This window comes from Hymenobacter polaris, assembly GCF_012927305.1.
In the GTDB taxonomy this organism is placed as follows: Bacteria; Bacteroidota; Bacteroidia; order Cytophagales; family Hymenobacteraceae; genus Hymenobacter; species Hymenobacter polaris.
This window is the reverse complement of record NZ_JABBGH010000002.1, coordinates 736,392-755,382: the sequence shown is the minus strand read 5'-3', so window position 1 is coordinate 755,382 and position 18,991 is coordinate 736,392. Positions and strand designations below refer to the sequence as shown.

16 protein-coding genes and 1 tRNA gene are annotated in these 18,991 nt (G+C 60.3%); 7 read left to right on the top strand and 10 right to left on the bottom strand.

Annotation, left to right across the window (positions count from 1 at the left end):
- Nucleotides 1-262: 262 nt before the first annotated feature.
- Nucleotides 263-1,105, bottom strand: a complete 843-nt coding sequence (accD, locus tag HHL22_RS13505; RefSeq protein WP_169531885.1) for an acetyl-CoA carboxylase, carboxyltransferase subunit beta — start codon at nt 1,103-1,105, stop codon at nt 263-265.
- 344 nt (nt 1,106-1,449) lie between these two features.
- On the opposite strand from accD, the gene HHL22_RS13500 reads away from it, so the two are divergent.
- Nucleotides 1,450-2,892 carry a hypothetical protein gene (locus tag HHL22_RS13500; protein WP_169531884.1) on the top strand — a complete coding sequence of 481 codons (1,443 nt, stop codon included), beginning with the start codon at nt 1,450-1,452 and terminating at the stop codon, nt 2,890-2,892.
- Between the two features lie 157 nt (nt 2,893-3,049).
- On the opposite strand, the gene HHL22_RS13495 is transcribed toward HHL22_RS13500, so the two are convergent.
- From HHL22_RS13495 to HHL22_RS13475, 5 genes are all read right to left on the bottom strand, one after another.
- Nucleotides 3,050-5,857, bottom strand: coding sequence for a TonB-dependent receptor (locus HHL22_RS13495; protein ID WP_169531883.1), 2,808 nt, complete (start codon nt 5,855-5,857; stop codon nt 3,050-3,052).
- 132 nt (nt 5,858-5,989) lie between these two features.
- Nucleotides 5,990-7,009, bottom strand: a complete 1,020-nt coding sequence (locus HHL22_RS13490) for an MBL fold metallo-hydrolase (RefSeq protein ID WP_169531882.1) — start codon at nt 7,007-7,009, stop codon at nt 5,990-5,992.
- A gap of 163 nt (nt 7,010-7,172) precedes the next feature.
- A complete protein-coding gene (locus HHL22_RS13485) occupies nt 7,173-7,907 on the bottom strand; it encodes a hypothetical protein (protein WP_169531881.1) in 735 nt (244 codons plus the stop codon).
- A gap of 143 nt (nt 7,908-8,050) precedes the next feature.
- Nucleotides 8,051-8,743, bottom strand: coding sequence for an SGNH/GDSL hydrolase family protein (locus HHL22_RS13480; RefSeq protein WP_241738099.1), 693 nt, complete (start codon nt 8,741-8,743; stop codon nt 8,051-8,053).
- Nucleotides 8,744-8,899: 156 nt separating this feature from the next.
- On the bottom strand, nt 8,900-10,042 hold the full coding sequence (locus HHL22_RS13475) for a cystathionine gamma-synthase (protein WP_169531879.1): 1,143 nt from the start codon (nt 10,040-10,042) through the stop codon (nt 8,900-8,902).
- 258 nt (nt 10,043-10,300) lie between these two features.
- Here HHL22_RS13475 and HHL22_RS13470 point away from each other — a divergent pair, with 258 nt between their 5' ends.
- The 3 genes from HHL22_RS13470 to HHL22_RS13460 all read left to right on the top strand — a co-directional run bounded on the left by HHL22_RS13470 (nt 10,301) and on the right by HHL22_RS13460 (nt 12,228).
- A complete protein-coding gene (locus HHL22_RS13470) occupies nt 10,301-11,209 on the top strand; it encodes a DUF2167 domain-containing protein (protein ID WP_169531878.1) in 909 nt (302 codons plus the stop codon).
- Between the two features lie 94 nt (nt 11,210-11,303).
- The gene (locus HHL22_RS13465) at nt 11,304-12,020 is read left to right on the top strand and encodes a TVP38/TMEM64 family protein (protein ID WP_169531877.1); all 717 of its coding nucleotides are present in this window, start codon (nt 11,304-11,306) and stop codon (nt 12,018-12,020) included.
- 134 nt (nt 12,021-12,154) lie between these two features.
- A tRNA-Arg gene (locus HHL22_RS13460) sits at nt 12,155-12,228 on the top strand.
- Nucleotides 12,229-12,526: 298 nt separating this feature from the next.
- On the opposite strand, the gene HHL22_RS13455 is transcribed toward HHL22_RS13460, so the two are convergent.
- Nucleotides 12,527-13,372, bottom strand: a complete 846-nt coding sequence (locus HHL22_RS13455) for a hypothetical protein (RefSeq protein ID WP_169531876.1) — start codon at nt 13,370-13,372, stop codon at nt 12,527-12,529.
- 185 nt (nt 13,373-13,557) lie between these two features.
- Entirely contained in the window at nt 13,558-14,283 is a 726-nt protein-coding gene (locus tag HHL22_RS13450) for a GAF domain-containing protein (RefSeq protein ID WP_169531875.1), read from the bottom strand.
- Between the two features lie 447 nt (nt 14,284-14,730).
- Here HHL22_RS13450 and HHL22_RS13445 point away from each other — a divergent pair, with 447 nt between their 5' ends.
- Entirely contained in the window at nt 14,731-14,988 is a 258-nt protein-coding gene (locus tag HHL22_RS13445) for a hypothetical protein (RefSeq protein ID WP_169531874.1), read from the top strand.
- A 461-nt stretch (nt 14,989-15,449) separates the two neighbouring features.
- On the opposite strand, the gene HHL22_RS13440 is transcribed toward HHL22_RS13445, so the two are convergent.
- Entirely contained in the window at nt 15,450-15,665 is a 216-nt protein-coding gene (locus HHL22_RS13440; protein WP_169531873.1) for a hypothetical protein, read from the bottom strand.
- 680 nt (nt 15,666-16,345) lie between these two features.
- On the opposite strand from HHL22_RS13440, the gene HHL22_RS13435 reads away from it, so the two are divergent.
- Nucleotides 16,346-17,362, top strand: a complete 1,017-nt coding sequence (locus tag HHL22_RS13435; protein WP_169531872.1) for an NAD(P)/FAD-dependent oxidoreductase — start codon at nt 16,346-16,348, stop codon at nt 17,360-17,362.
- 94 nt (nt 17,363-17,456) lie between these two features.
- Entirely contained in the window at nt 17,457-17,780 is a 324-nt protein-coding gene (locus tag HHL22_RS13430) for a 2Fe-2S iron-sulfur cluster-binding protein (RefSeq protein ID WP_169531871.1), read from the top strand.
- A gap of 87 nt (nt 17,781-17,867) precedes the next feature.
- On the opposite strand, the gene HHL22_RS13425 is transcribed toward HHL22_RS13430, so the two are convergent.
- A complete protein-coding gene (locus tag HHL22_RS13425) occupies nt 17,868-18,521 on the bottom strand; it encodes a hypothetical protein (protein ID WP_169531870.1) in 654 nt (217 codons plus the stop codon).
- Nucleotides 18,522-18,991 lie beyond the last annotated feature (470 nt).

Sequence of the window (18,991 nt, the reverse complement as noted above, 5' to 3'; positions counted from 1 at the left end):
CGAAATAGCCCGTCCTAGTTGCCTAGGACAGGCTTTTCAATAGTCATGCCAGGTGGTAAATGAGCAGATGAGCAAGATGCTTATCAGACTTATTCCCAAATTAAACTTCCCAAAAAAGCCCGTCATGCTGAGCGCAGTCGAAGCATCTCTACCGCGTAAGTATAATTCTAACGTCAGGAGTTAGTTACCCGGTAGAGATGCTTCGACTGCGCTCAGCATGACGGGCTTTTTACTTTTTCTTGTCAGGGAACAAGTCTATTTGCTACCGCACCAGCGAAAACAAATCGGCCAGGCGCTGCTTCAGCTCGCGGCGGTCTACGATGAAGTCTAGGAAGCCGTGCTCCAGCACAAATTCGGCGCTTTGAAAGCCTTTAGGCAGGTCTTTACCAATGGTTTCCTTGATGACCCTAGGGCCGGCAAAGCCAATAAGGGCGCCCGGCTCGGCAATGTTAAAATCGCCTAGCATGGCAAACGAGGCCGTGACGCCGCCCGTGGTGGGGTCAGTCAGCAGGCTCACGTAGGGTACGCCGGCATCGGCCAGCAGCGCCAGCTTGGCCGAGGTTTTGGCCATCTGCATCAAGGAGTAGCCGGCTTCCATCATGCGGGCGCCGCCCGACTTGGAAATCATGAGGAAGGGTACCTTGTGCTGGCGGGCGTAGTCGATGGCGCGGGCAATCTTCTCGCCCACCACCGAGCCCATCGAGCCGCCGATGAAGCGAAAGTCCATGGCGGCTACTACCAGCGGCTGGCCGGCGCTCTGGCCGTGGGCGGTGCGCACGGCGTCGCGCAGGCCGGTGTTGCGCTCGGTGGCGGCCACGCGCTGCGGGTAGGGCTTGGTATCCACGAAGTGCAGCGGGTCAGCCGAGGTCAGGTCGGCGTCCAGCTCCTCAAACTTGCCCTCGTCAAACAGCAGCTCAAAATACGCCCCCGCATCAATGCGGTCGTGGTAGCCGCAGTTGCCGCACACGTAGTTCAGGCGCTTGTGCTCGGCCATCGTCACCACGGTTTTGCACTCGGGGCACTTGTACCACAGGCCGTCGGGCGTTTCCTTTTTCTGTTCGGTGGGAGTGATGATGCCCTTCTCCTGTCGTTTAAACCAAGCCATAGCGGGAGTAGAAAAATCTAACTTATTCTAAATCAAACAAACGTACCGGCAAAGTAACCCAAAGCTGGCCCACTAGCCCGCCGGGGCGGCCAGGCAGTCTGCAAAATTACGCGCTACCGGCGGCCCGCGCCCTGTGCCCGCCCCCACCCCTAGGCCCGGCTGGCACCCCCAGGCCTACCCAAGCCCTCAGCCGGCCCCGCGCAGGCCCGGGCCTGCTACTGCTAGCAATGCTCCGGCAACTCCTTTTTACGCGCCACGGGCCCACGATAGAACCAACGTAACCCAGTGCTTGACGGCTAGGCAGTCAGTTACTTATCTTTAAATGCACTTTCCTTTATCCTGTTATGCGCGCACTTTTCCACGTTCGCTGGCTGCTGGCTTTGGCCCTAGGGCTACGGCTGCATGCTGCCCATGCCACCCACAACCAAGGTGCCGAAATCGCCTATAAGTCAATTGCGCCCACTACGCCGGGCATACCCCGCTACCACGTGCTCGTCCGGCTGTTTTTGGACCCTACCAATCAAACGCTTTCATCAGCAATTACCCTGGTAGCTACCCGGGGTGGCTGCGACGCCACCGCGCCAAATAAGGTAGTGGTGCCCGACATTCCCCGCAATCAGCCTACCCCTGGCTACGCCATTAACTGCGGCAATTTGGGCGTCAACTTAATTTATTACACCGCCATTTACGAAACCGACCTCGACCTGCCAACGGGCGCCTGGACGCTGGGCATCACCCAAGGCAACCGCGCCGACAATATTCAGAACATCGTTAACGCCGTTTCTCATAACTCCTTTGTCAATGCCTACTTAAACAGCTCCTTGGCTGCGCAGGATTCCTCGCCGCAGTTTCAGGCCACGCTGCTGCCTCACGTGGGCGGCAACGCCGCGCAGCGCTACAGCTTCAGCGCCTATGATGCCGATGGCGACTCGCTGAGCTACAGCTTCATTCTGCCGCGCGAAGTACTCGGGGGCACCGATGCTATTTCCACTTGTGGCAGCAACTTAAGTAGTTCCTACGCCCCCCAATACCAGCTCGATGTCCGCACGGGCGTGCTTACCTCGGCGGGCGGCGGCAACACGCAGCAGGGCCGGTTCAATATGTCGGGCCAGGTAAGCGAGTACCGGCGCATTGGTGGCCAATGGCAGCTTATCGGCTTCGTCACGCGCGACCTTACCTACCTGGCGTACGCCACTACCAACCGCCCACCCGATTTTACCAGCCTCACCGTTGACGGGGGCGCAGCGCAACCCATCGACCAGACCATTGCAGCCCGCCCCGGCCAGCTGCTTGCCCTCACCCTCACTGCCGCCGACCCTGATGCCGGCCAACAACTCAGTTTTGCCTGCGCTTCTACCACCATTATACCCGGCCTTAGCTTAGCCACGCTGAGCGGCACGCAGGTCCGGCTGACGTGGCAAGTGCCGGCCACGCTGCCGCCAGGGCGTTACACCTTGCCCGTAGCAGTACTCGACGATGGCTGCCCGCAGCGCACCACCCAGGAGCGCACCCTGCTTATCGTAGTCGCCAACCAGGCCCTGGCCACCCGGCCCGCCACCAACGCCGAAAGCCAGGCCTACCCGGTGCCCTTCCGCGAGCAGGTGCAGTTTCAGGCCGCGCCCGGCCAGGCCGTGACGCTGGTTGATGCCCTAGGGCGCGTGGTGGCCCGCCTCAGCGCCGATGGCAGCGGGCGCGTGCTATGGCAGCCAGCGGCGGGCTTGCCGGCCGGCCTCTACCTGGCCCGCGCTGCCAATGGCCAGGCGCTGGCCCGCCTGCTGCGCGAGTAGCCTTGCCCGCTGGGGTTGCCCTAGGGCAGTTTTAGGGTCAGCCTATGGTAGGGACGAGCCCCGCCCCTACTATTAATTATGGATAGCACGTGCCAAAAAAGCCCGCCCCATTGTTGGGGGCGGGCCTTTTGCGTAGCCAGCGGGCCTAGGCAATTGCCTACAGCAAAATGGACAGGCGCGTGAAATAGAACGCGCCGTTGAAGCCAAACTGGTTGGGGTTGTAGAGGAAACGGCCGCGGTTGGAGTTGTCCAGGGTCGAATTATAGCTCAGGTTGGGGTCTACCGAAGTGTTGGTGGCGTTGTTGCGGGGGTTGACGTAAATCTTGTCCGGGTACACGTTGAAGATGTTGTTGACGCCCACCGTCAGGCCCACTTGCTTGGTAAACTGCGCGCTCAGCGTGAAATCGGTAATCCACTTAGCCGAGTACGTTTGGTCCAGGAACGAGCGGGTGGGGTCGGCGTCGGCCGTTTGCACCTCGCCGAAGCGCACCGAGCGCGCCTCCAGCCCAAAGATGCCGTAGTTGAGCAGCGCCGACAGGTTAATCTTGCTGCGCGGGTTGCCGTTTTCGAGGCGCGTGCGCTGCTGGCGGTCGAAGAGCGTGTTTTGCAGGTTGGTGGTGCCGGCGGTCTGGTCGTTGTTTATGGTCGAGGACGTGCTGTTGAAGTTCGTTACCTCGGTTTTGTTGAAGTTGGCGGCGGCCGTCAGCGTGATGCGCGCCTTGTCGCTCAGCGGCAGGCGCTCGTTGGCCACCACGTCGATGCCCTGGGTGCGGGTGTTCACGGCGTTGGCGAAGAACTGCACCCGGCTTACGGCCAGCGACCCTAGGATGGTGTTTACCAGCGGGTTGGTGCGCGTAAACTGCGACGAGAGCACGATGCGGTCGCGGATATCAATCTGGTAGGCATCGGCCGTGAAGGTGAACTGCCGCCCGATGCTGGCCGTGATGCCAGCGCTGTAGTTAGTGGATTTCTCCTGCTTGAGCGCCTCCACCCCAAAGCCTGGCTGGGCGCTCGTGAAGCTGTTGCGCACAATCGGGTTGTCGTTGTTCACGGTGAGCACCTGGTTGGCCACGCCGCTCACAAACTGGGTGCTGGTGTTGGTGAAGTAGCGCTGCTGCAAGGAAGGCGCCCGGAAGCCGTTGCCAATGGAGCCGCGTAGGGCCAGGCCCTCCACGATGCTGAAGCGCGCGCCGGCCTGCCCGCTCACGTTGCCGCCAAAGTCGCTGTAGCGTTCGGCGCGGCCCGCCACGTGCACCAGCAGGCGGTCGGTCACGTCGCTTTCCAAATCCACGTAACCCGCCAGGTTGGTGCGGCTCTTATTCACCTCATCCTGCGGCTGGTAGCCCGGAAACACCTGCGAGCCCGACGCCGTGGGCGCGTTGTTGTAGAGGCGCCCGCCGTTGATGTAGGAAGCGTATTCGCCGCGCCCAATCTGGAAGTTATCCACTCGGAACTCGCCCCCAAACGCCACGTTCAGCGTAGCCAGGGGCCCTAGGTCGCGAAACTTGCGCACGAAGCCCAGGTTAGTGGTATTCTGCAGGAAGGCCAGCTTGCCGGCGTAGAAGCTGGTCGGGTTCACGTTCACCAGGCTCGGGGCCTGGGGCAGCGAGGCGTTGATGGAGCCGTCCACTTGGTAGTCCAGCTCGTTGCGCCCGAAGGTGTTGCTCAAATCCACATCGAAGCCGCCAAAGCTCTTGCGGATGCCCGTGATGGCCGACTGGTCGTAGATGGTGGTGTTGATGAACGGCAAGAAGCCGTTGGGATAGATGTTGAGGTCACTCTGCGTGGGCTGGTTGGGCAGGCGGTTGAAGCCCGGCCCGCGGCCCGTGCGGTACGAGGCGCCGCCGCCCACGTACAGCTCGTAGCCACCGTTGAGCCGGTAGCCGCCGTTGAGATAGCCGCCGTAGTTGCGCGACGACGACTGCCCCACCCGAATATCCACGCGGTCGAAGCCGTTGGCGGCCACCAGGGCGTTATCCTGGTTTTTAAGGTCGATGCGGGCTTGCTCGGTGGTGGCCGAGCTGGGGTATTGACCGCCGTTGGCCCCTAGGTAGATGAGGGGCGCCGTGTCGGCAAAGGCGCGGTTAGTGTAGCCGCGGTTCAAAAACTGCCCGCTGATGTCCAGGAAGCCGCGCCCGCCTAGCCCCAGGCCGATGTTGACGTCGGCCTGCTCAGTTTTACCATCGTTCTCAATAGTTTGACCGTAGTAGCCGCTGGTTTGCACGCCCACGCTATCGTCCTTGAGCTGGATATTGATAACGCCCGCAATGGCGTCGGAGCCGTAGAGGGCCGCCGCACCGTCGCGCAGCACCTCAATGCGCTTGATGCTAGCCGTAGGAATCACGTTCAAGTCGGTGCCCACCGAGCCGCGGCCCACCGTGCCGTTGATGTTCACCAGGGCCGAGTTGTGGCGGCGCTTGCCGTTTACCAGCACCAGCACCTGGTCGGGCCCTAGGCCCCGCAGGCTGGCCGGGTCCACGAAGTCGGTGCCGTCAGAAATACTTTGGCGCGACGACTGAAACGAGGGCGCCACGTAGGTGAGCACCTGGGCCACGTCGGTTTGGGCAAAGGCTTTGATTTCGCGGGCCGAAATAACGTCCACGGGCGCGGTAGTCAGGATATTAGAGCGGCCTTCGGTGGCGCGCGAGCCGGTTACTACCACGTCGCTCAGGTCGGTGGCCGAGGCTACCAGGCGCACGTCGATGCGCGGGCGGCCCTGCACGGCAATGGTTTGGGTGGCGAAGCCGATGGCCGAAATAGTGAGCGTAGCGGTGGGCGCCACGCTGAGGCTAAACTCGCCATTGGCGCCGGTAGCGGTGCCGTTGGTGGTGCCGCGCTCCAGCACGGTGGCGCCCGGCTGGGCCTCGCCGGCGGTGCTCAGCACCCGGCCGGTAACGGTAATTTTCTGGGCCTGCGCGGCCAGGGCGGTGGCAACGAATAGAGGTACGAGTAGCGGGTGCTTCATGCAAATAGGAGGCTAACGGCGTGAATTGTTGAACTTATGAAGCTCGCAAGTTACACGCGAAACCTACCCAGGCAACATTTACTCTTCCTATAAGCCAAATGCTACCTTGGCCCCGTCGACGGCCGCTGCTTTTCAGGCAAGCACCTGGCTTGCCGCTGCCGGCTCCCACCAGTGGCTATTGAGCGGCCCGGCAGCCACGTCTACGCGCTGGCCGGGGGCGGGCAGCAGCAGCGACACCGCCGGCCCGGCGGCCGCCAGTAGGCGCTGCACCGGCTGGCGCCAAGCGTGCAGCGCCAGGTTGAAGGTGCCCCAGTGCAGGGGCAGCAGCGGCCCGCCGCCCAGCAGCTGGTGCGCCGCCAGGGCATTATCGGGGCCCAAATGAATACCGGCCCACTCGGCATCGGCCGCCCCTATTTCCAGCATCGCCAAGTCGAACGGCCCAAATTGCGCCCCAATCTGTTGAAAGGCCTCGTCAAACGGCCCTGAGTCGCCGCCAAAAAACACCCGGTGCCTAGGCCCCCGAAGCACCCAGGACGCCCACAGCGTGCGGTCGCGGTCGAGCAGGCCCCGGCCCGAGAAGTGCCGCGCCGGGGTGGCCGTTAGCTCGAAGTCGGGCCCTAGGGCCACGCTTTCCCACCAGCCCCGCTCGGTGATTTGGGCGGCCGGTACGCCCCAGCGGCGCAGGTGGCGGCCCACCCCCAGGGGGCAAAAAAACGGCGTGCCCCGCCCGGCCAGGTAGCGCACGGCGGCGGGGTCGAGGTGGTCGTAGTGGTCGTGCGAGAGGATAACGCCATCGAGCGGCGGCACGGCGGCCAGGGCGAGCGGCGGCGCAAAAAACCGGCGCGGCCCCAGCCACTGCACCGGCGCGGCGCGCTGGGCCCACACCGGGTCGGTGAGGAAGCGGCGGCCGTCTAGCTCCAGCAGCACCGTGCTGTGGCCCAGCCAGGTAGCGCGCAAGGCGTCGGCCGGCACGGGCTGCGCCAGCGCCGCCGCATCGGCCCGAAACGGCCCTAGGGTCTGGCGGGGCTGCCGGTCGTTTTTCTCAAATAAAAATCGGCGCAGCAGTTGGGCGTAGCCCGAAGGCGGCTGCGTGGTAGTAGGCAGTACGTTGAGGTAGCGGCGGCCGGCCCGGCCGGGTTGCAAAAGCGTCATCGGCAAAAACCACCCTAGGGAGGCGGCTTGGCCAACAGACGCAAAACCCGCCGGCTTGCTTTAACGCGGGCGCCGGCCGCGCCTACAAACCGTCCGTCACACTAAAGCAAAACGTCATGCTTTGGCAAGCTCAGCATGACGTTTTGCTTTGGCACTGCCAAGCCTACTTAAACCGGTAAGCCAGGCCCACGCGAATCAGCTTGATTTCGGCGTCGGGGTAGCGCACGCTGGCGGTGCCGGGCTGATAGTTGGTGAAGCCGTAGGAGTAGCTGCCCACCAGCCCCAGCTGCTTCACCCACACCGTCACGTCGCCGCGCAGCCGGAAGTCGAGGCGGTTGGCGGGGGTGCGCGCGAGGCTGGTGCTCCAGTCGCTGCCGTTGCTGTCGGTGCCGCTGCCCGACTCTTGCTGGGCCACGGCATAGGCCAGCTCGGGGCCCACCAGCAGGTCAATGGCCAGCTTCTGGCCCTCGCCGCCCCCTAGGCGGTAGCCCACTCCGCCAAAGGCCGTAATGGCGTGCGTAAACAAATGCACCGTGCCCGAGCCCGAGCGGGTGAAGGGCATCACGGTGCTGTTGTAGGCCAGGGTATTTACGTCGGCCTTGCTGTTAATAAAATCGTAGCCTAAGTCGAACGCGGCCAGCGCTTTAAATTTGGCCACGTACTGCGCCCGCACGGCCAGGCCGCCGCCCACGCCCAGGCTATTACCGTAGGGGTTCACGGCGCGGCTACTTTCCGAGTTGGGCACGTTGTTGGACAAATTTACCGCGGTAATCGCCGTTGAGTTATCGCCCCGAAAACCTCCAAAGCCGACCGTGGCGCGCCCCGAGTATTCTATTTTTTGCCCGAGGGCGGGTAGCGCCAGCACCCCTAGGGGCAGCGCAAGCAGCATATACTTCATACACACAAAGAGCGGGGAGGATACTGAAAATTGGCTGAAAAGGCCAGCCAACCCCGGCCCTACTACGCCGCAAACTTCGGAAGTATTGCCCGGCGGCCGAGCTTTCTAAGCGCCGCAATCGACTAGCGCCGCCTAATCCTCGCCTAGCGCATCTGTTTCACGGCCCCCAGGGCGCGCTGGGCCCAGGGCGTCATGCTGATGCCCGTGTAGTGCAGGCCGTCGTCCACAAACTGGGTGGGGTCGGCGCCCGCGCTGCGCGTGAAGGGGGTGATGTTGACGAACACGATGCCCACCCGCTGGCACTCCTCCAAGGCCACGGCGTTGAACTGGTCAATCTGCTGCGCGATGAGCGGGCGGTTCATGCCGCTGGCGAAGGGCGACTGCCCCCAATCGGGAATGCTGAGCACCAGCACCCGCTCAGCCCGGCCGCCGGCAAACACGGTAGCCCGCCCCAGCAAGCGCTTAAACTCGCTGCGGAATACATCAATGCTCTGGCCCTCGTACTGGTCGTTTACCCCAATCAGCAGCGATACCAGGCCGTAATCGGTGCGCGTGTTGCCGCTGGTGGCCAGGGCATCGAGCAGGTTGGTAGTGGTCCAGCCGGTTTTAGCGATGATGTCGGGCGGGCGCACGTCAAGGCCTTGGGCGCGGGCCAGGGTCGCCATCTGGTTGGGCCAGCGGTCGGCGGCACTGGCCACGCCCTGGCCAATGGTATAAGAGTCACCGAGGGCCAAATAAGGCACGGGGCCGCTCAGGAGGGTAGCCGTGGGAGCAGTAGTGGGCGACATGGGCACGGGGTCGGCGGCCGAGGTGCAGGCCGCAACAAAAAGCAACAAACCGGCAAGCAAACGCATGGCGCACGAAGTAGCAAGGGTAGGATATGCTAAATGTACGCACGCCAGGCACAGGCAGGATTTTTTTACAGTGAGCAATTAACAAGGAGCAAGGAGCAATTACCACTTGGCAAATGCTCCTTGCTCCTTGTTAATTGCTCATTCCCCAAGGGCCTGGGCCAGGTCATCAATCAAATCCTCGGCGTCCTCCACGCCCACGCTCAGGCGAATGAGCGAGTCACTGAGGCCGGCCTTGCGGCGCTGCGCGGGCGGAATGCTGGCGTGGGTCATGGTGGCGGGGTGGCCGCTCAGGCTTTCCACGCCGCCTAGGCTCTCGGCCAGGGTAAAGAGCTGGAATTTCTCCAGCACCGCAATGGCATCGGCCTGCTGGTCGCCCTTGAGCACAAACGAAATCATGCCCCCAAAGTCGCGCATCTGGCGGGCCGCCACGGCGTGGTTAGGGTGGCTCTCGAAGCCGGGCCAGTACACCTTTTCCACCCGCGGGTGCTGGCGCAGGTACTCGGCCACGGCGCGGCCGTTCTCGCAGTGGCGCTGCATGCGCAGGTGCAGGGTCTTGAGGCCGCGCAGCACCAAAAAGCAATCCTGCGGCCCCGGCGTACCGCCGCAGGCATTCTGGTAAAAGCTCAGGTCTTTCAGCAGTTCTTCGCCGTTAAACACCAGCGCGCCCATCACCACATCGGAGTGCCCGCCCATGTACTTGGTTAGCGAGTACACCACGATGTCGGCCCCTAGGGCCAGCGGCTCCTGCAGGTAGGGCGTCGAGAAGGTATTATCGACGGCCAGCAGCGCGCCGGCTTCCTTGGCAATGGCCGCCACGCCCGCAATATCGATGATGTTGAGCAGCGGGTTAGTGGGCGTTTCCACCCATATGAGCTTGGTTTTGGCGCTCACTTTCTCGCGCACCGAAGCTAAATCGCGCATCGGCACAAAGTGAAAAACGATGCCCAGCGGCTCGTACACCTTGGTCATGATGCGGTAGCTGCCGCCGTAGAGGTCGTCGGTTGAAATCACCTCGTCGCCGGGCTTCAACAGGCGCAGCACGCAGTCGATGGCCGCCATGCCCGAGGCAAACGCCAACCCGTGCTCGCCGCCGTCGAGGGCAGCCAGCGCATTCTGCAGTTGGGTGCGGGTGGGGTTGTGGGTGCGCGAGTACTCGTAGCCTTTGTTATCGCCCGGCGAGCGCTGAGCATAGGTCGAGGTTTGGTAAATGGGGGTCATAATGGCCCCGGTCGTGGGGTCAGGATGCACCCCGGCGTGGATGGCTTTGGTGGCAAACTTCATAGACTAGCAAAGGTACCGGCTACCGCCCGCGGCTAAGCCAGCGAGGCAACTCAATTACTATTTAAAATTGACTAATAACAAGATTTATCTTAATTCTAAAAATCATTTTACGGTGGAGGCTATCTGGATAACTTCCCGCTGAACATTTTCGCGCTTATTTAGCCTAACCTCAATAAAGCAACTATTTAGCACCGAGTAGTAGCAATAATTCGCAAGCTTAGTATCTTAGTCACGTAGCCGACCCTAGCCCGCTTTTTTATGAAAAAATCAGTATTCGCTATTCTCATTCTACTAGCCAGCACTGCCAGCCGGACTACCGAGGCGGCGCCCGCGCCCCAGCTCAAAAAAAATTTACCGACGGCCGCCGCAATTTCTCCCGCCCGGGCCGATTCCATCAATGCCACTTTCCGCTACCAGACGGGCCGCATTGCGCTGCCCGGCGGCATTGGTGAGCTAACCGTGCCCGCAGGCTTCCACTACCTCGACTCGACCCAGAGCGCCTACGTGCTGCACGAGCTGTGGCACAACCCGCGCCGGGCCAACCTGGGCATGCTTTTCCCCACCGACGCCGCGCCGCTGGCCGACAAAAGTTGGGGCTACATCGTGGAGTTTGACCCCATTGGCCACGTGAAGGATGCTGACGCGGCCAGCCTCGACGACCACCGCCTGCTGGCCGACATGCAGCGCCAAACCGAGGGCAACAATGCCGCGCGCGTGGCCGCCGGCTACGCCCCCATTCACCTAGCGGGCTGGGGCGCCAAGCCGGCCTACGACGCGCAGCACCACGCCCTATATTGGGGCAAGCTGCTGCGCTTCGGCACCGACCCCACCCAAACCCTCAACTACCAGGTGCGGGTGCTGGGCCGCCAGGGCGTGCTGGTGCTCAACGCCATTGCCGAGCCCAAGTACCTGCCCGAAATCAAGTCTAGCATGCCAGCCCTGCTGGCGGGCGTGCAGTTTGCGCGTGGCGAGCAGTACGCCGATTTCCAGCCCGAGCACGACGAGCTGGCCGCCTACTCACTCGGCGGCTTGGTGGCGGGCAAGGCCCTAGGGGGCGCGGGCACTGCAGCCGTGCTAGGCCAATTCTGGAAGGCCGGCCTGCTGGCCGTGGGCGCCGTCTGGACGGCCGTCAAGCGCCTGAAGGGCTACGCCGATAAGTCGGCCTAGGCAGCCTTTGGTGGCCTAGGGCCGTAAGCTAGCGGGTGGGCCCGCCGGGTGGCCGCCCGGCGGGCCCACTTTTTTTACGACTCCTCATGCCAGCATGATAGCCTTTCTGCGCGCCCTGTTCCAGAAGAATTTTTCCACCTTCCTCACCCTGCTGCTGCTGGTGGCGGTGCCGCTGCTGGGCTCTAGCAGCCTGCTGGTGCTGCTCTACGAGCGCCAGGCGCTACTGCAACACCTCACCCTGGGGCAGAGCCTGCTTTACTTCATGGCGGTGAGCCTGACGATGGCGCTGGCCCTCACGCCTACCACGTTCGTAGCCATCGTATCAGGTTACTTTTTGGGTTGGCCGGGGTTGCCAGGCATGGTGGCGGCCTACGCGCTGGCGGCAGCCCTAGGCTACGAGCTGGCCCTGCGCCTCGACCAAGGCAAGCTGCGCCATTTCATGCTGGGCTTTCCTAAAGCCGGCGCGGTACTCAGCGAGCTGCACCAGCAAAGCTGGCAGCTCATTGTGCTCACGCGCCTCTCGCCGGTACTGCCCTTCGCCCTCATGACGTTTGTGCTAGCGCTGGTGGGCGTGCCCCGCGGGCGCTTCCTAGGGGCCTCCGTGCTGGGGATGCTGCCGCGCAGCCTGTTCTTCTACTGGCTCGGCACCGAGGCCAGCGACGTGCTGGCCCTACTACGCAACCCCGACCAAGGCACGGCGTCCAAATTGCTGCTCATTGGCTTGGTCATCGCCTCGCTCCTAGGGCTGTACCTGCTCTTCAACCGCGCCCTGAAGCGGGCTCTGGCCAAGCAGGTAGCCGCTGCTGAGTAATTTTTCTACCTATTAAGTGCTTTCAAAACCAGTCCATTACCAGGTAAAACCGCTTTTCAAGGAAAATACTTGCGCCAACGGCTTGCGGATTTCCCGCTCCTTTTCCTACCTTTGCACTCCCAACGCGGGAAATCGGTTGCATAGCTCAATTGGATAGAGCATCTGACTACGAATCAGAAGGTTTGGGGTTCGACTCCCTATGCGACCACAAAAAGGCCCTCACAGCACTGTGAGGGCCTTTTTTATTTGGCCTTTCGGGTAGCGCACTCTCGCGGCTGCTCGAGGCCTAGGCACCAGAAAACGACTAGGTCGAATTTCTTCCGGTAGGCCTCGAGCAGTAGGCATTCAAATTCGCTGCGCTCCGACTTGCCGCCCGACTCCTAGTCGGTGTACGCCTAATGGACGGGGCCGTGCTGCTCGGCTAAGGCCCGCAGCCGGTGCAGTTGGTTCTCGGTATCTTGCCTTTATCCTTTGTTGATACACGGGCGTAGATGGCTACTCTTATTTTATGCATCTAAGCCCATATTTCCAGCTCTGTGCTCCGCTGCTGTCCTAGCTATTCTACCTACGAATGAGCGCCAGTATGCAGGGCTAAATAGGCCCACCTCAGGACACTGCGCACGAATATTAAAACCACTTGCACTAGGACTAACTTGACCATCTAAAAATACCTGCATCATAAACTCATTAGCCAATATTAAAGCTCTGCCATTCTCTAAATTAAATGTGGCTATCATATTCCCTGTTTCGTCAGTTTTAGCAGCAGATGCAAGCATTACATACGGAAACGTAGGCTCACTATTAGAGTAAGTATCGCACACAGCAAGAGTCCCTGGCTCCGTATCAGTGAGGACACTATCAAGCTCAGTTCTTAATATTTCTTCTACTTCTGGGCCTAAGGTGAAATGCTTATACATTTCTAACGAACAAACCGAGGCCCTCCATAATATAGAATAAACTAGCAAACGCATCATGCCCCTGCTAACATTAACTAATCTCATGATATCGGCATTATTCGAATCATAATAGCTTCTGTTATCAACTGGGAACTCGGTTCTAAATGCTGGATTTCGGAATCGACTAAAAAACTTACGTGCGGTATAAGTTTCGACTTTTTCAAACCTTGCTTCACAGCGAGTGCAAAAAAGATAATCCTGCTTCGGAGTATCCTGGACTACAGCAAATCGCCTTTTGCCATAAGTGCCCATTATAAAGCCTTGGTTACCTCCACCTGGCCGAGACGGCTTCAGCATACCTTTCGTCATAAACTTTGGTATAATATGAGATGCTCTTTTATCTGCCAAGTTTTGCTTACATAGCAAGCAAACATCAGTCGGCAGACGGTCGGGCATTTGTAGAGATTTTAGTAGCTATGTAAAGCTACATCCAACCATCCAAAAAGGGTGTAAACAAACAGCTTGGAAACAGTGTGTTTCCGGGCCGTTTAGGCGAGGTCGTCAGCCCTCCAAAATATGAGCATATTTTAGCCGAACTCCACCTAAGTGACCTAACCCAGAAGCAGCTTTTGGCGCTATTGCTACGCGAAGCCCGGCAACGGCTCGGCCAGGATGGAGCTTAGCTCATTCAGGCGCCGGATGACGACGAGCAGCAAGGCCGGCGGGGTAGGTAGCTGGGAGCCGGCTTGCTCCTTTAAGCTGCGCACGCTGGTAGCCAGTCGGCGTAGTTCGGCGGCAATGTAGTCTTGCACCAGCTGCCAGTGCTCGGGCACTAGCCAGTTGCATACCAGGCACGAGTGGCGCACCACCATAACGCGCTCGGCCAGGTGGCCCAGGTACTCCAGCACCTGCAGTTCCTGGGCACTCAGCACGCGCGGCTCGCGGCCAATTACGCAGAGCGTCCCAATCACGCATTGGTCAGGCATGCGCAGGGGTACGCCGGCGTAGAAGCGCAGCCCCTTGGCCTGCGCGGCCGCATCGGCTGCGGCCGTGAGGCGGTGGCGCTGCGGCTCCTGCGTCAAATCGGTTAATAGTACCGTGTGTCTATCCCGCACGGCCAGCGAGCAAATAGCCTCGTTGCGCGCCTGGTGCGTGAGGTTGGGTAGCCCGTAGCGGGCCTTGTACACCACCTCGTCGGTGCCTACCAAAGCCAGCAGCGACATGGGCAAGCCAAAAATATGCGCTGCTAAACTCACCAGTTCGTCGAACACTGGCTCCTGCATCGAGTCCAGCACATCATAATGGTCTAGGGTCAGCAAACGCTCTGCCTCCTTCGGGGGCAACAAATTGGCGGGGAGTAGAAACATACTAACGCGAGAAAAGGACAATTGGAAGATTACATTGCATATAACTTATAACAACTTGTAATACTGCATTATACCTACTTTTCCATCTCAATTATACACCTTTTCTGTTGAACGGGTTAGCGCGACAGTTTACGCACTGCAATCCAGCTGTTTTCTGGACGCGCAGGGTTGCTTTTCGCCCTGCGTGGCCTAGGGTGCCAGGCTACCCGCCAGGGCGTTAGCAGCCAGCGCCCTAGTGCTCCACACCAAGTTGCGAGGCTTGGGCTTTAGCAGTATTTTATTACCTAGGCAATTAATCTTAAATTGCGGAGCTTATTCTTATTGTTGCCAGCTCGTTGCGGCTGTAGTGGCTGGCCCTACCATCGCTTCTTTTTTTACGCCGCCCAGCTATACTTCCCCGTCCTTTTTCTACCCGCTGCCCTCGCTATTCTTTATCAGTAGCCTTTTATGGACCCTAGCAAAGCCCTCGATTTTTTTGCTACCCGCCGCGATTTGCTCAGCGGCTTCTTATTTGAATACACGCTCCTCCTAGATGAGCGCCCCGAAATAACCGACCTCTTCTCTTTCGAGGCCTACGTGCAGTTCTACTTTTCCTTCTTCGTAACCCACGAGCAGCGCCTGAACAATGAGCGCCTACAGCGGGAGATTAGTCGGCTGCGCGACCACCTGCCCTCGGCGCTTCCCAACACGCTACGTGTTGATTAGCAGCTTAGTCCCATACCATTGCTTTAGGCGCTGGCCGCCGCCATTTACCACAGATTTGAATTAGCTCACGCTGCTTCGCGCGTCAGCTCCCGATACAACCAAGTCAACAACAGGTCTTTAGCAGGTTAGTAGCGCCACCTCTCAACTGCCGCGCTGCCGGCCTAAGGTCCCGCTTTCGAGGCCATACCTCCCAGCGTACTCATCAGTCAGGCGCCGGCAACTGGCACTAGCTGCCCAGAGCCGCCCGGGCCGGCGCAACAAGCCTTTTCCCATCTCGCGCTAACCGGCCCCGAACAAGGGCTTGCGTGAGCGGGCCTTCTGCCAGGATGTGAGATGTGACCCGTAACCTCTCGCCTCGAAAACCCAGTCTGCCGTTGACAACTACCACTGCCCTAGGGCTCTGCGCACTAGCAAAAGGTGCTTAACCCTGTCAGCTTAACAAACTTAGCCAACCAGGCGGCTTACGCGTGGGGCAGTGCCGGCAGCATGGCCTGGGGCAAGGCCTGCACGAGAGCACCGGGGGACTCGGGCTCTGGCTGGGCGCGGGTGCAACTAACACCGCAGGCATAGCCGGTGCCCCCCGCCAGCACTAAAACCAGGTAGATAAGCCAGCGCCCCAGGCGGTGCAGGGGCCGCTCGGGCCGGTTAGTAGTAGGTGGTAACGTATAGTTGGGCATAGTTTTCGAAAATTAAAAGCGAGGAATAGTAAGCCAAGCTCTAGTACTCCATTTTAACACGATAATCAATAATTTACCTGGTTGGATACTATTCTACCTGGTGCGAAGCTACCAGCAGGCTACTAGTGGGTCCAGCTACGCAGGTTTGCCCGTGCTTGTGCAAAATCCTTACTACTTTTTGGTGGCCGGGCCGTGGCGAGCCCATTCGCCCGAAGGCCGGGGTTGCGTAGCCAACGGCTAGCCGGCCGTCTATGCGCCACCCTTCAAGCAAGGGTAGCGGGAAGTACGGCCGCCAATGCCCCTAGGGGCACCAGCTGCTGATGAGCAGCTTCGCGGGCGCTTTCCGGTAGTACAGCTTGCGGGGGCAGCACTTGATGCTTGGAGCGACGGAAGTAAGGCTTGCCTGGGCTTGCAGGCTACCCTAATACCCTAGGGCATACTGCTGCTTATCAAGCCAGTAGCTAGCCTTTTCCCGGCGAAGATTTTGGGAAGATGACCTGCGCCAGCCGGCTAGCCAGCAACCAGTAATATGTTTGCCGACAGAATTTTACCCTTTGCCAGGTTGTTATCCAGTTGCCCGCTTAGCATGCGGGGCCTAGCCGGTACCCGCGCGTACATTCGCGCCCGCAGCCGGCGAGCCGTATCTTTGTAATCATTCTAAAGACTTTCGTTTTCGCTGCATGTCCGCTGTAATTGCCACTGATATCTGCATTGTGGGGGCCGGCCCGGTGGGGCTGTTCGCCGTTTTTGAAGCCGGTTTGCTGAAGCTCCGCTGCCACGTGGTGGATGCCCTGCCCCAGCCCGGCGGCCAGCTCACCGAGATTTATCCCAAGAAGCCCATCTACGACATTCCCGGTTTTCCGGAAGTGCTAGCGGGCGATTTGGTTGATAATCTGATGAAGCAGATTGCGCCCTTCCACCCTACCTTCACCCTGGGCGAGCGGGTAGAGCGCTTTAGTAAGCTCGACGATGGCTCGTTTCAGCTTTATACCACCGACGGCACCGAGATTCAGTGCAAGGCCGTGGCTATTGCTGGGGGCCTAGGGTCATTTGAGCCGCGCAAGCCGGCCGTCGAAAACCTGGAGCGCTTTGAAGGTGGCAAAGGGGTGCACTACATGGTGCGCGACCCCGAGCACTTCCGCGATAAGAAGATTGTGATTGCCGGCGGCGGCGACTCGGCCCTCGACTGGACTAACTTCCTGGCTAATGTAGCGTCGGACGTGACGCTGGTGCACCGCGGCACCACCTTCCGCGGTGCCGCCGACTCGGCCGAGAAGGTAGCCGAGCTGGCCAAGGCGGGCAAAATCAAGCTGGTGCTGAGTAGCAACGTGACGCACCTGCACGGCAACGGCCACTTGCAGGAAGTCACTATCACGGGCAATAACGGCGAGGCCGAGCGGGTGCCGCTCGATGCCTTCGTACCGCTTTTTGGCCTCACGCCCAAGCTGGGGCCCATCGGCGAGTGGGGCCTGGAGCTGGAAAACGACGCCGTGAAGGTGAACACCGAGGACTATAGCACCTCACTGCCCGGCGTATATGCCATCGGCGACATCAACACGTATCCGGGTAAGCTGAAGCTCATTCTGTGCGGCTTCCACGAGGCGGCGCTCATGTGCCAGGGCGCGTTCAAGTACATTTACCCCGACAAAAAATACACCCTCAAGTACACCACCGTCAACGGCGTACCCACTTTGTAAGAGTTATGAGTTGTGAGTTATGAGTTATGAGCTGGCCACTGGGCACTGCTTATAAAAACTCATAACTCATAACTCATAACTCGTAACTCACCTTATGAGTGACGATATCCGCATTTACGTGGAAGAAGGGCCTGGCCAGCGCCGCGAGCTGGAAGCGCCTACCGACATGGGTCTGAGCTTAATGGAGCTGCTGAAGGCCAACGACTACCCCATTCAGGCTACCTGCGGCGGTATGGCCCTCTGCGCTACCTGCCACGTGGAAGTGCTGGCCGGCCCGCCCCTGCCCGAGCCCAGCGACGACGAGTGGGCCATGCTGGATACGCTGCCCGTGCTGCACGAAACCAGCCGCCTAAGCTGCCAGATTCGCCTGGCGCCCGGCCTCGATGGCTTGGTGGTGCGCGTGGCCGACCCGGCCTAGCCCTATGGTCCCTCCTACCCCGCAAGCTGGGTAGCCTAAAAATAAAATGTATAAAAAAGGCCCGGCGGATGCCGGGCCTTTTTGCTGCTAGCGCCGCTTGTGTTTGGCGGGCTTGGTTTTGGTTTTTGTTTTGGCAGCGGCAGTGTGGTGCTTGCTTTTGGTGGCCGTAGCCTTGTGCGCCGACTTGTGGGCAGTTGCTTTCTTAGTGGTGGCTTTGCGGCTGCTATGGTGCTCTTCGCTGCGGTGGCGGGTTTTCGACTTCGCGGCTTTGCTGGCGTGGGTTTTTGCCTTGCTGGCTTTGCTAGTGTGCTTGGTTTTGACGCTGCTTTTGCGGCTGCTGCGGTGGGCGGCGCGGCGCTCGGCGGCGCGGGCTTCGGCAAGGCGCTCGCGGCGGGCGGCTAGCCAGGCGGCGTGGCGCGCGGCCCGCGAGCGGGTGGCGTGCGCTTCGTGCGCTACGGCGGCCTCTTCGGGGCGCGGGTCAGGGGCGGCTTCGTTGTAGGTGCTGAGGGCGTCGTTTTCGGGAGCGGCGGTAGCCAGCTGCTCGGTAAAGGCGGTGGGCTGCTTGGCTAACTCGGCGGCTCGCTTGCGGCGCACCGGCATCAGAAAATCGCGCTCGGCCCGCTCGCGCATACTCAGCTTTTCTTCGCCGGGCAGCTTAGTTACGGCGTTAGCGGCAGGGGCCTGGGCCCAGGCGGTAGAAGCGCCTAGCGAGAGAGCAACTAAAACGATTAGCTTACGCATCAATAAGTTAGATATAATTTAGAAAAGCAAAAATAGGCCGGGGCGGCTGCCCACACAAGTAAAAAATAGGGGCCTAGGAGCCAGCCCATCCTGCTAACCTGAATTACTGTCGCCCGCAAGCCTAACTACCATAGGCAGTTAGGTGCTACCAGCCGGCAGCTTGCGCTAGTAGCCAAGCGCCGCGCCAGCTAACCCGCCTTTGAGTGCCATCCCCACGAAGGCCATCTTGCCAAAAACCGGGTGCCGGGCGCGCCGCAACAGGATATTTTAATGAATTAATAACCTGGGCTGTTGCCCCTATAGCCAGCAGCCCAGCCAGTATACTATTCCGTATTCCGGGCTTAGCTGGTGAGCCACCCAGGCCCGGGCAGCAGCTACTGAGCCAGCTAAAACCGTGAAGTTTATTTTGGTAATCCGCAAGGGATTACCTCATTGAAGCTGCTTAGAAAGTTAAGAAAACTCATCCGCAT

Excerpts from the sequence above, each read along its gene's own strand:
- accD (WP_169531885.1), bottom strand. The coding sequence starts at position 1,105 with ATGGCTTGGTTTAAACGACAGGAGAAGGGCATCATCACTCCCACCGAA.
- HHL22_RS13500 (WP_169531884.1), top strand. The coding sequence starts at position 1,450 with ATGCGCGCACTTTTCCACGTTCGCTGGCTGCTGGCTTTGGCCCTAGGG.
- HHL22_RS13495 (WP_169531883.1), bottom strand. The coding sequence starts at position 5,857 with ATGAAGCACCCGCTACTCGTACCTCTATTCGTTGCCACCGCCCTGGCC.
- HHL22_RS13490 (WP_169531882.1), bottom strand. The coding sequence starts at position 7,009 with ATGACGCTTTTGCAACCCGGCCGGGCCGGCCGCCGCTACCTCAACGTA.
- HHL22_RS13485 (WP_169531881.1), bottom strand. The coding sequence starts at position 7,907 with ATGAAGTATATGCTGCTTGCGCTGCCCCTAGGGGTGCTGGCGCTACCC.
- HHL22_RS13475 (WP_169531879.1), bottom strand. The coding sequence starts at position 10,042 with ATGAAGTTTGCCACCAAAGCCATCCACGCCGGGGTGCATCCTGACCCC.
- HHL22_RS13470 (WP_169531878.1), top strand. The coding sequence starts at position 10,301 with ATGAAAAAATCAGTATTCGCTATTCTCATTCTACTAGCCAGCACTGCC.
- HHL22_RS13465 (WP_169531877.1), top strand. The coding sequence starts at position 11,304 with ATGATAGCCTTTCTGCGCGCCCTGTTCCAGAAGAATTTTTCCACCTTC.
- HHL22_RS13455 (WP_169531876.1), bottom strand. The coding sequence starts at position 13,372 with ATGCCCGACCGTCTGCCGACTGATGTTTGCTTGCTATGTAAGCAAAAC.
- HHL22_RS13450 (WP_169531875.1), bottom strand. The coding sequence starts at position 14,283 with ATGTTTCTACTCCCCGCCAATTTGTTGCCCCCGAAGGAGGCAGAGCGT.
- HHL22_RS13445 (WP_169531874.1), top strand. The coding sequence starts at position 14,731 with ATGGACCCTAGCAAAGCCCTCGATTTTTTTGCTACCCGCCGCGATTTG.
- HHL22_RS13440 (WP_169531873.1), bottom strand. The coding sequence starts at position 15,665 with ATGCCCAACTATACGTTACCACCTACTACTAACCGGCCCGAGCGGCCC.
- HHL22_RS13435 (WP_169531872.1), top strand. The coding sequence starts at position 16,346 with ATGTCCGCTGTAATTGCCACTGATATCTGCATTGTGGGGGCCGGCCCG.
- HHL22_RS13430 (WP_169531871.1), top strand. The coding sequence starts at position 17,457 with ATGAGTGACGATATCCGCATTTACGTGGAAGAAGGGCCTGGCCAGCGC.
- HHL22_RS13425 (WP_169531870.1), bottom strand. The coding sequence starts at position 18,521 with ATGCGTAAGCTAATCGTTTTAGTTGCTCTCTCGCTAGGCGCTTCTACC.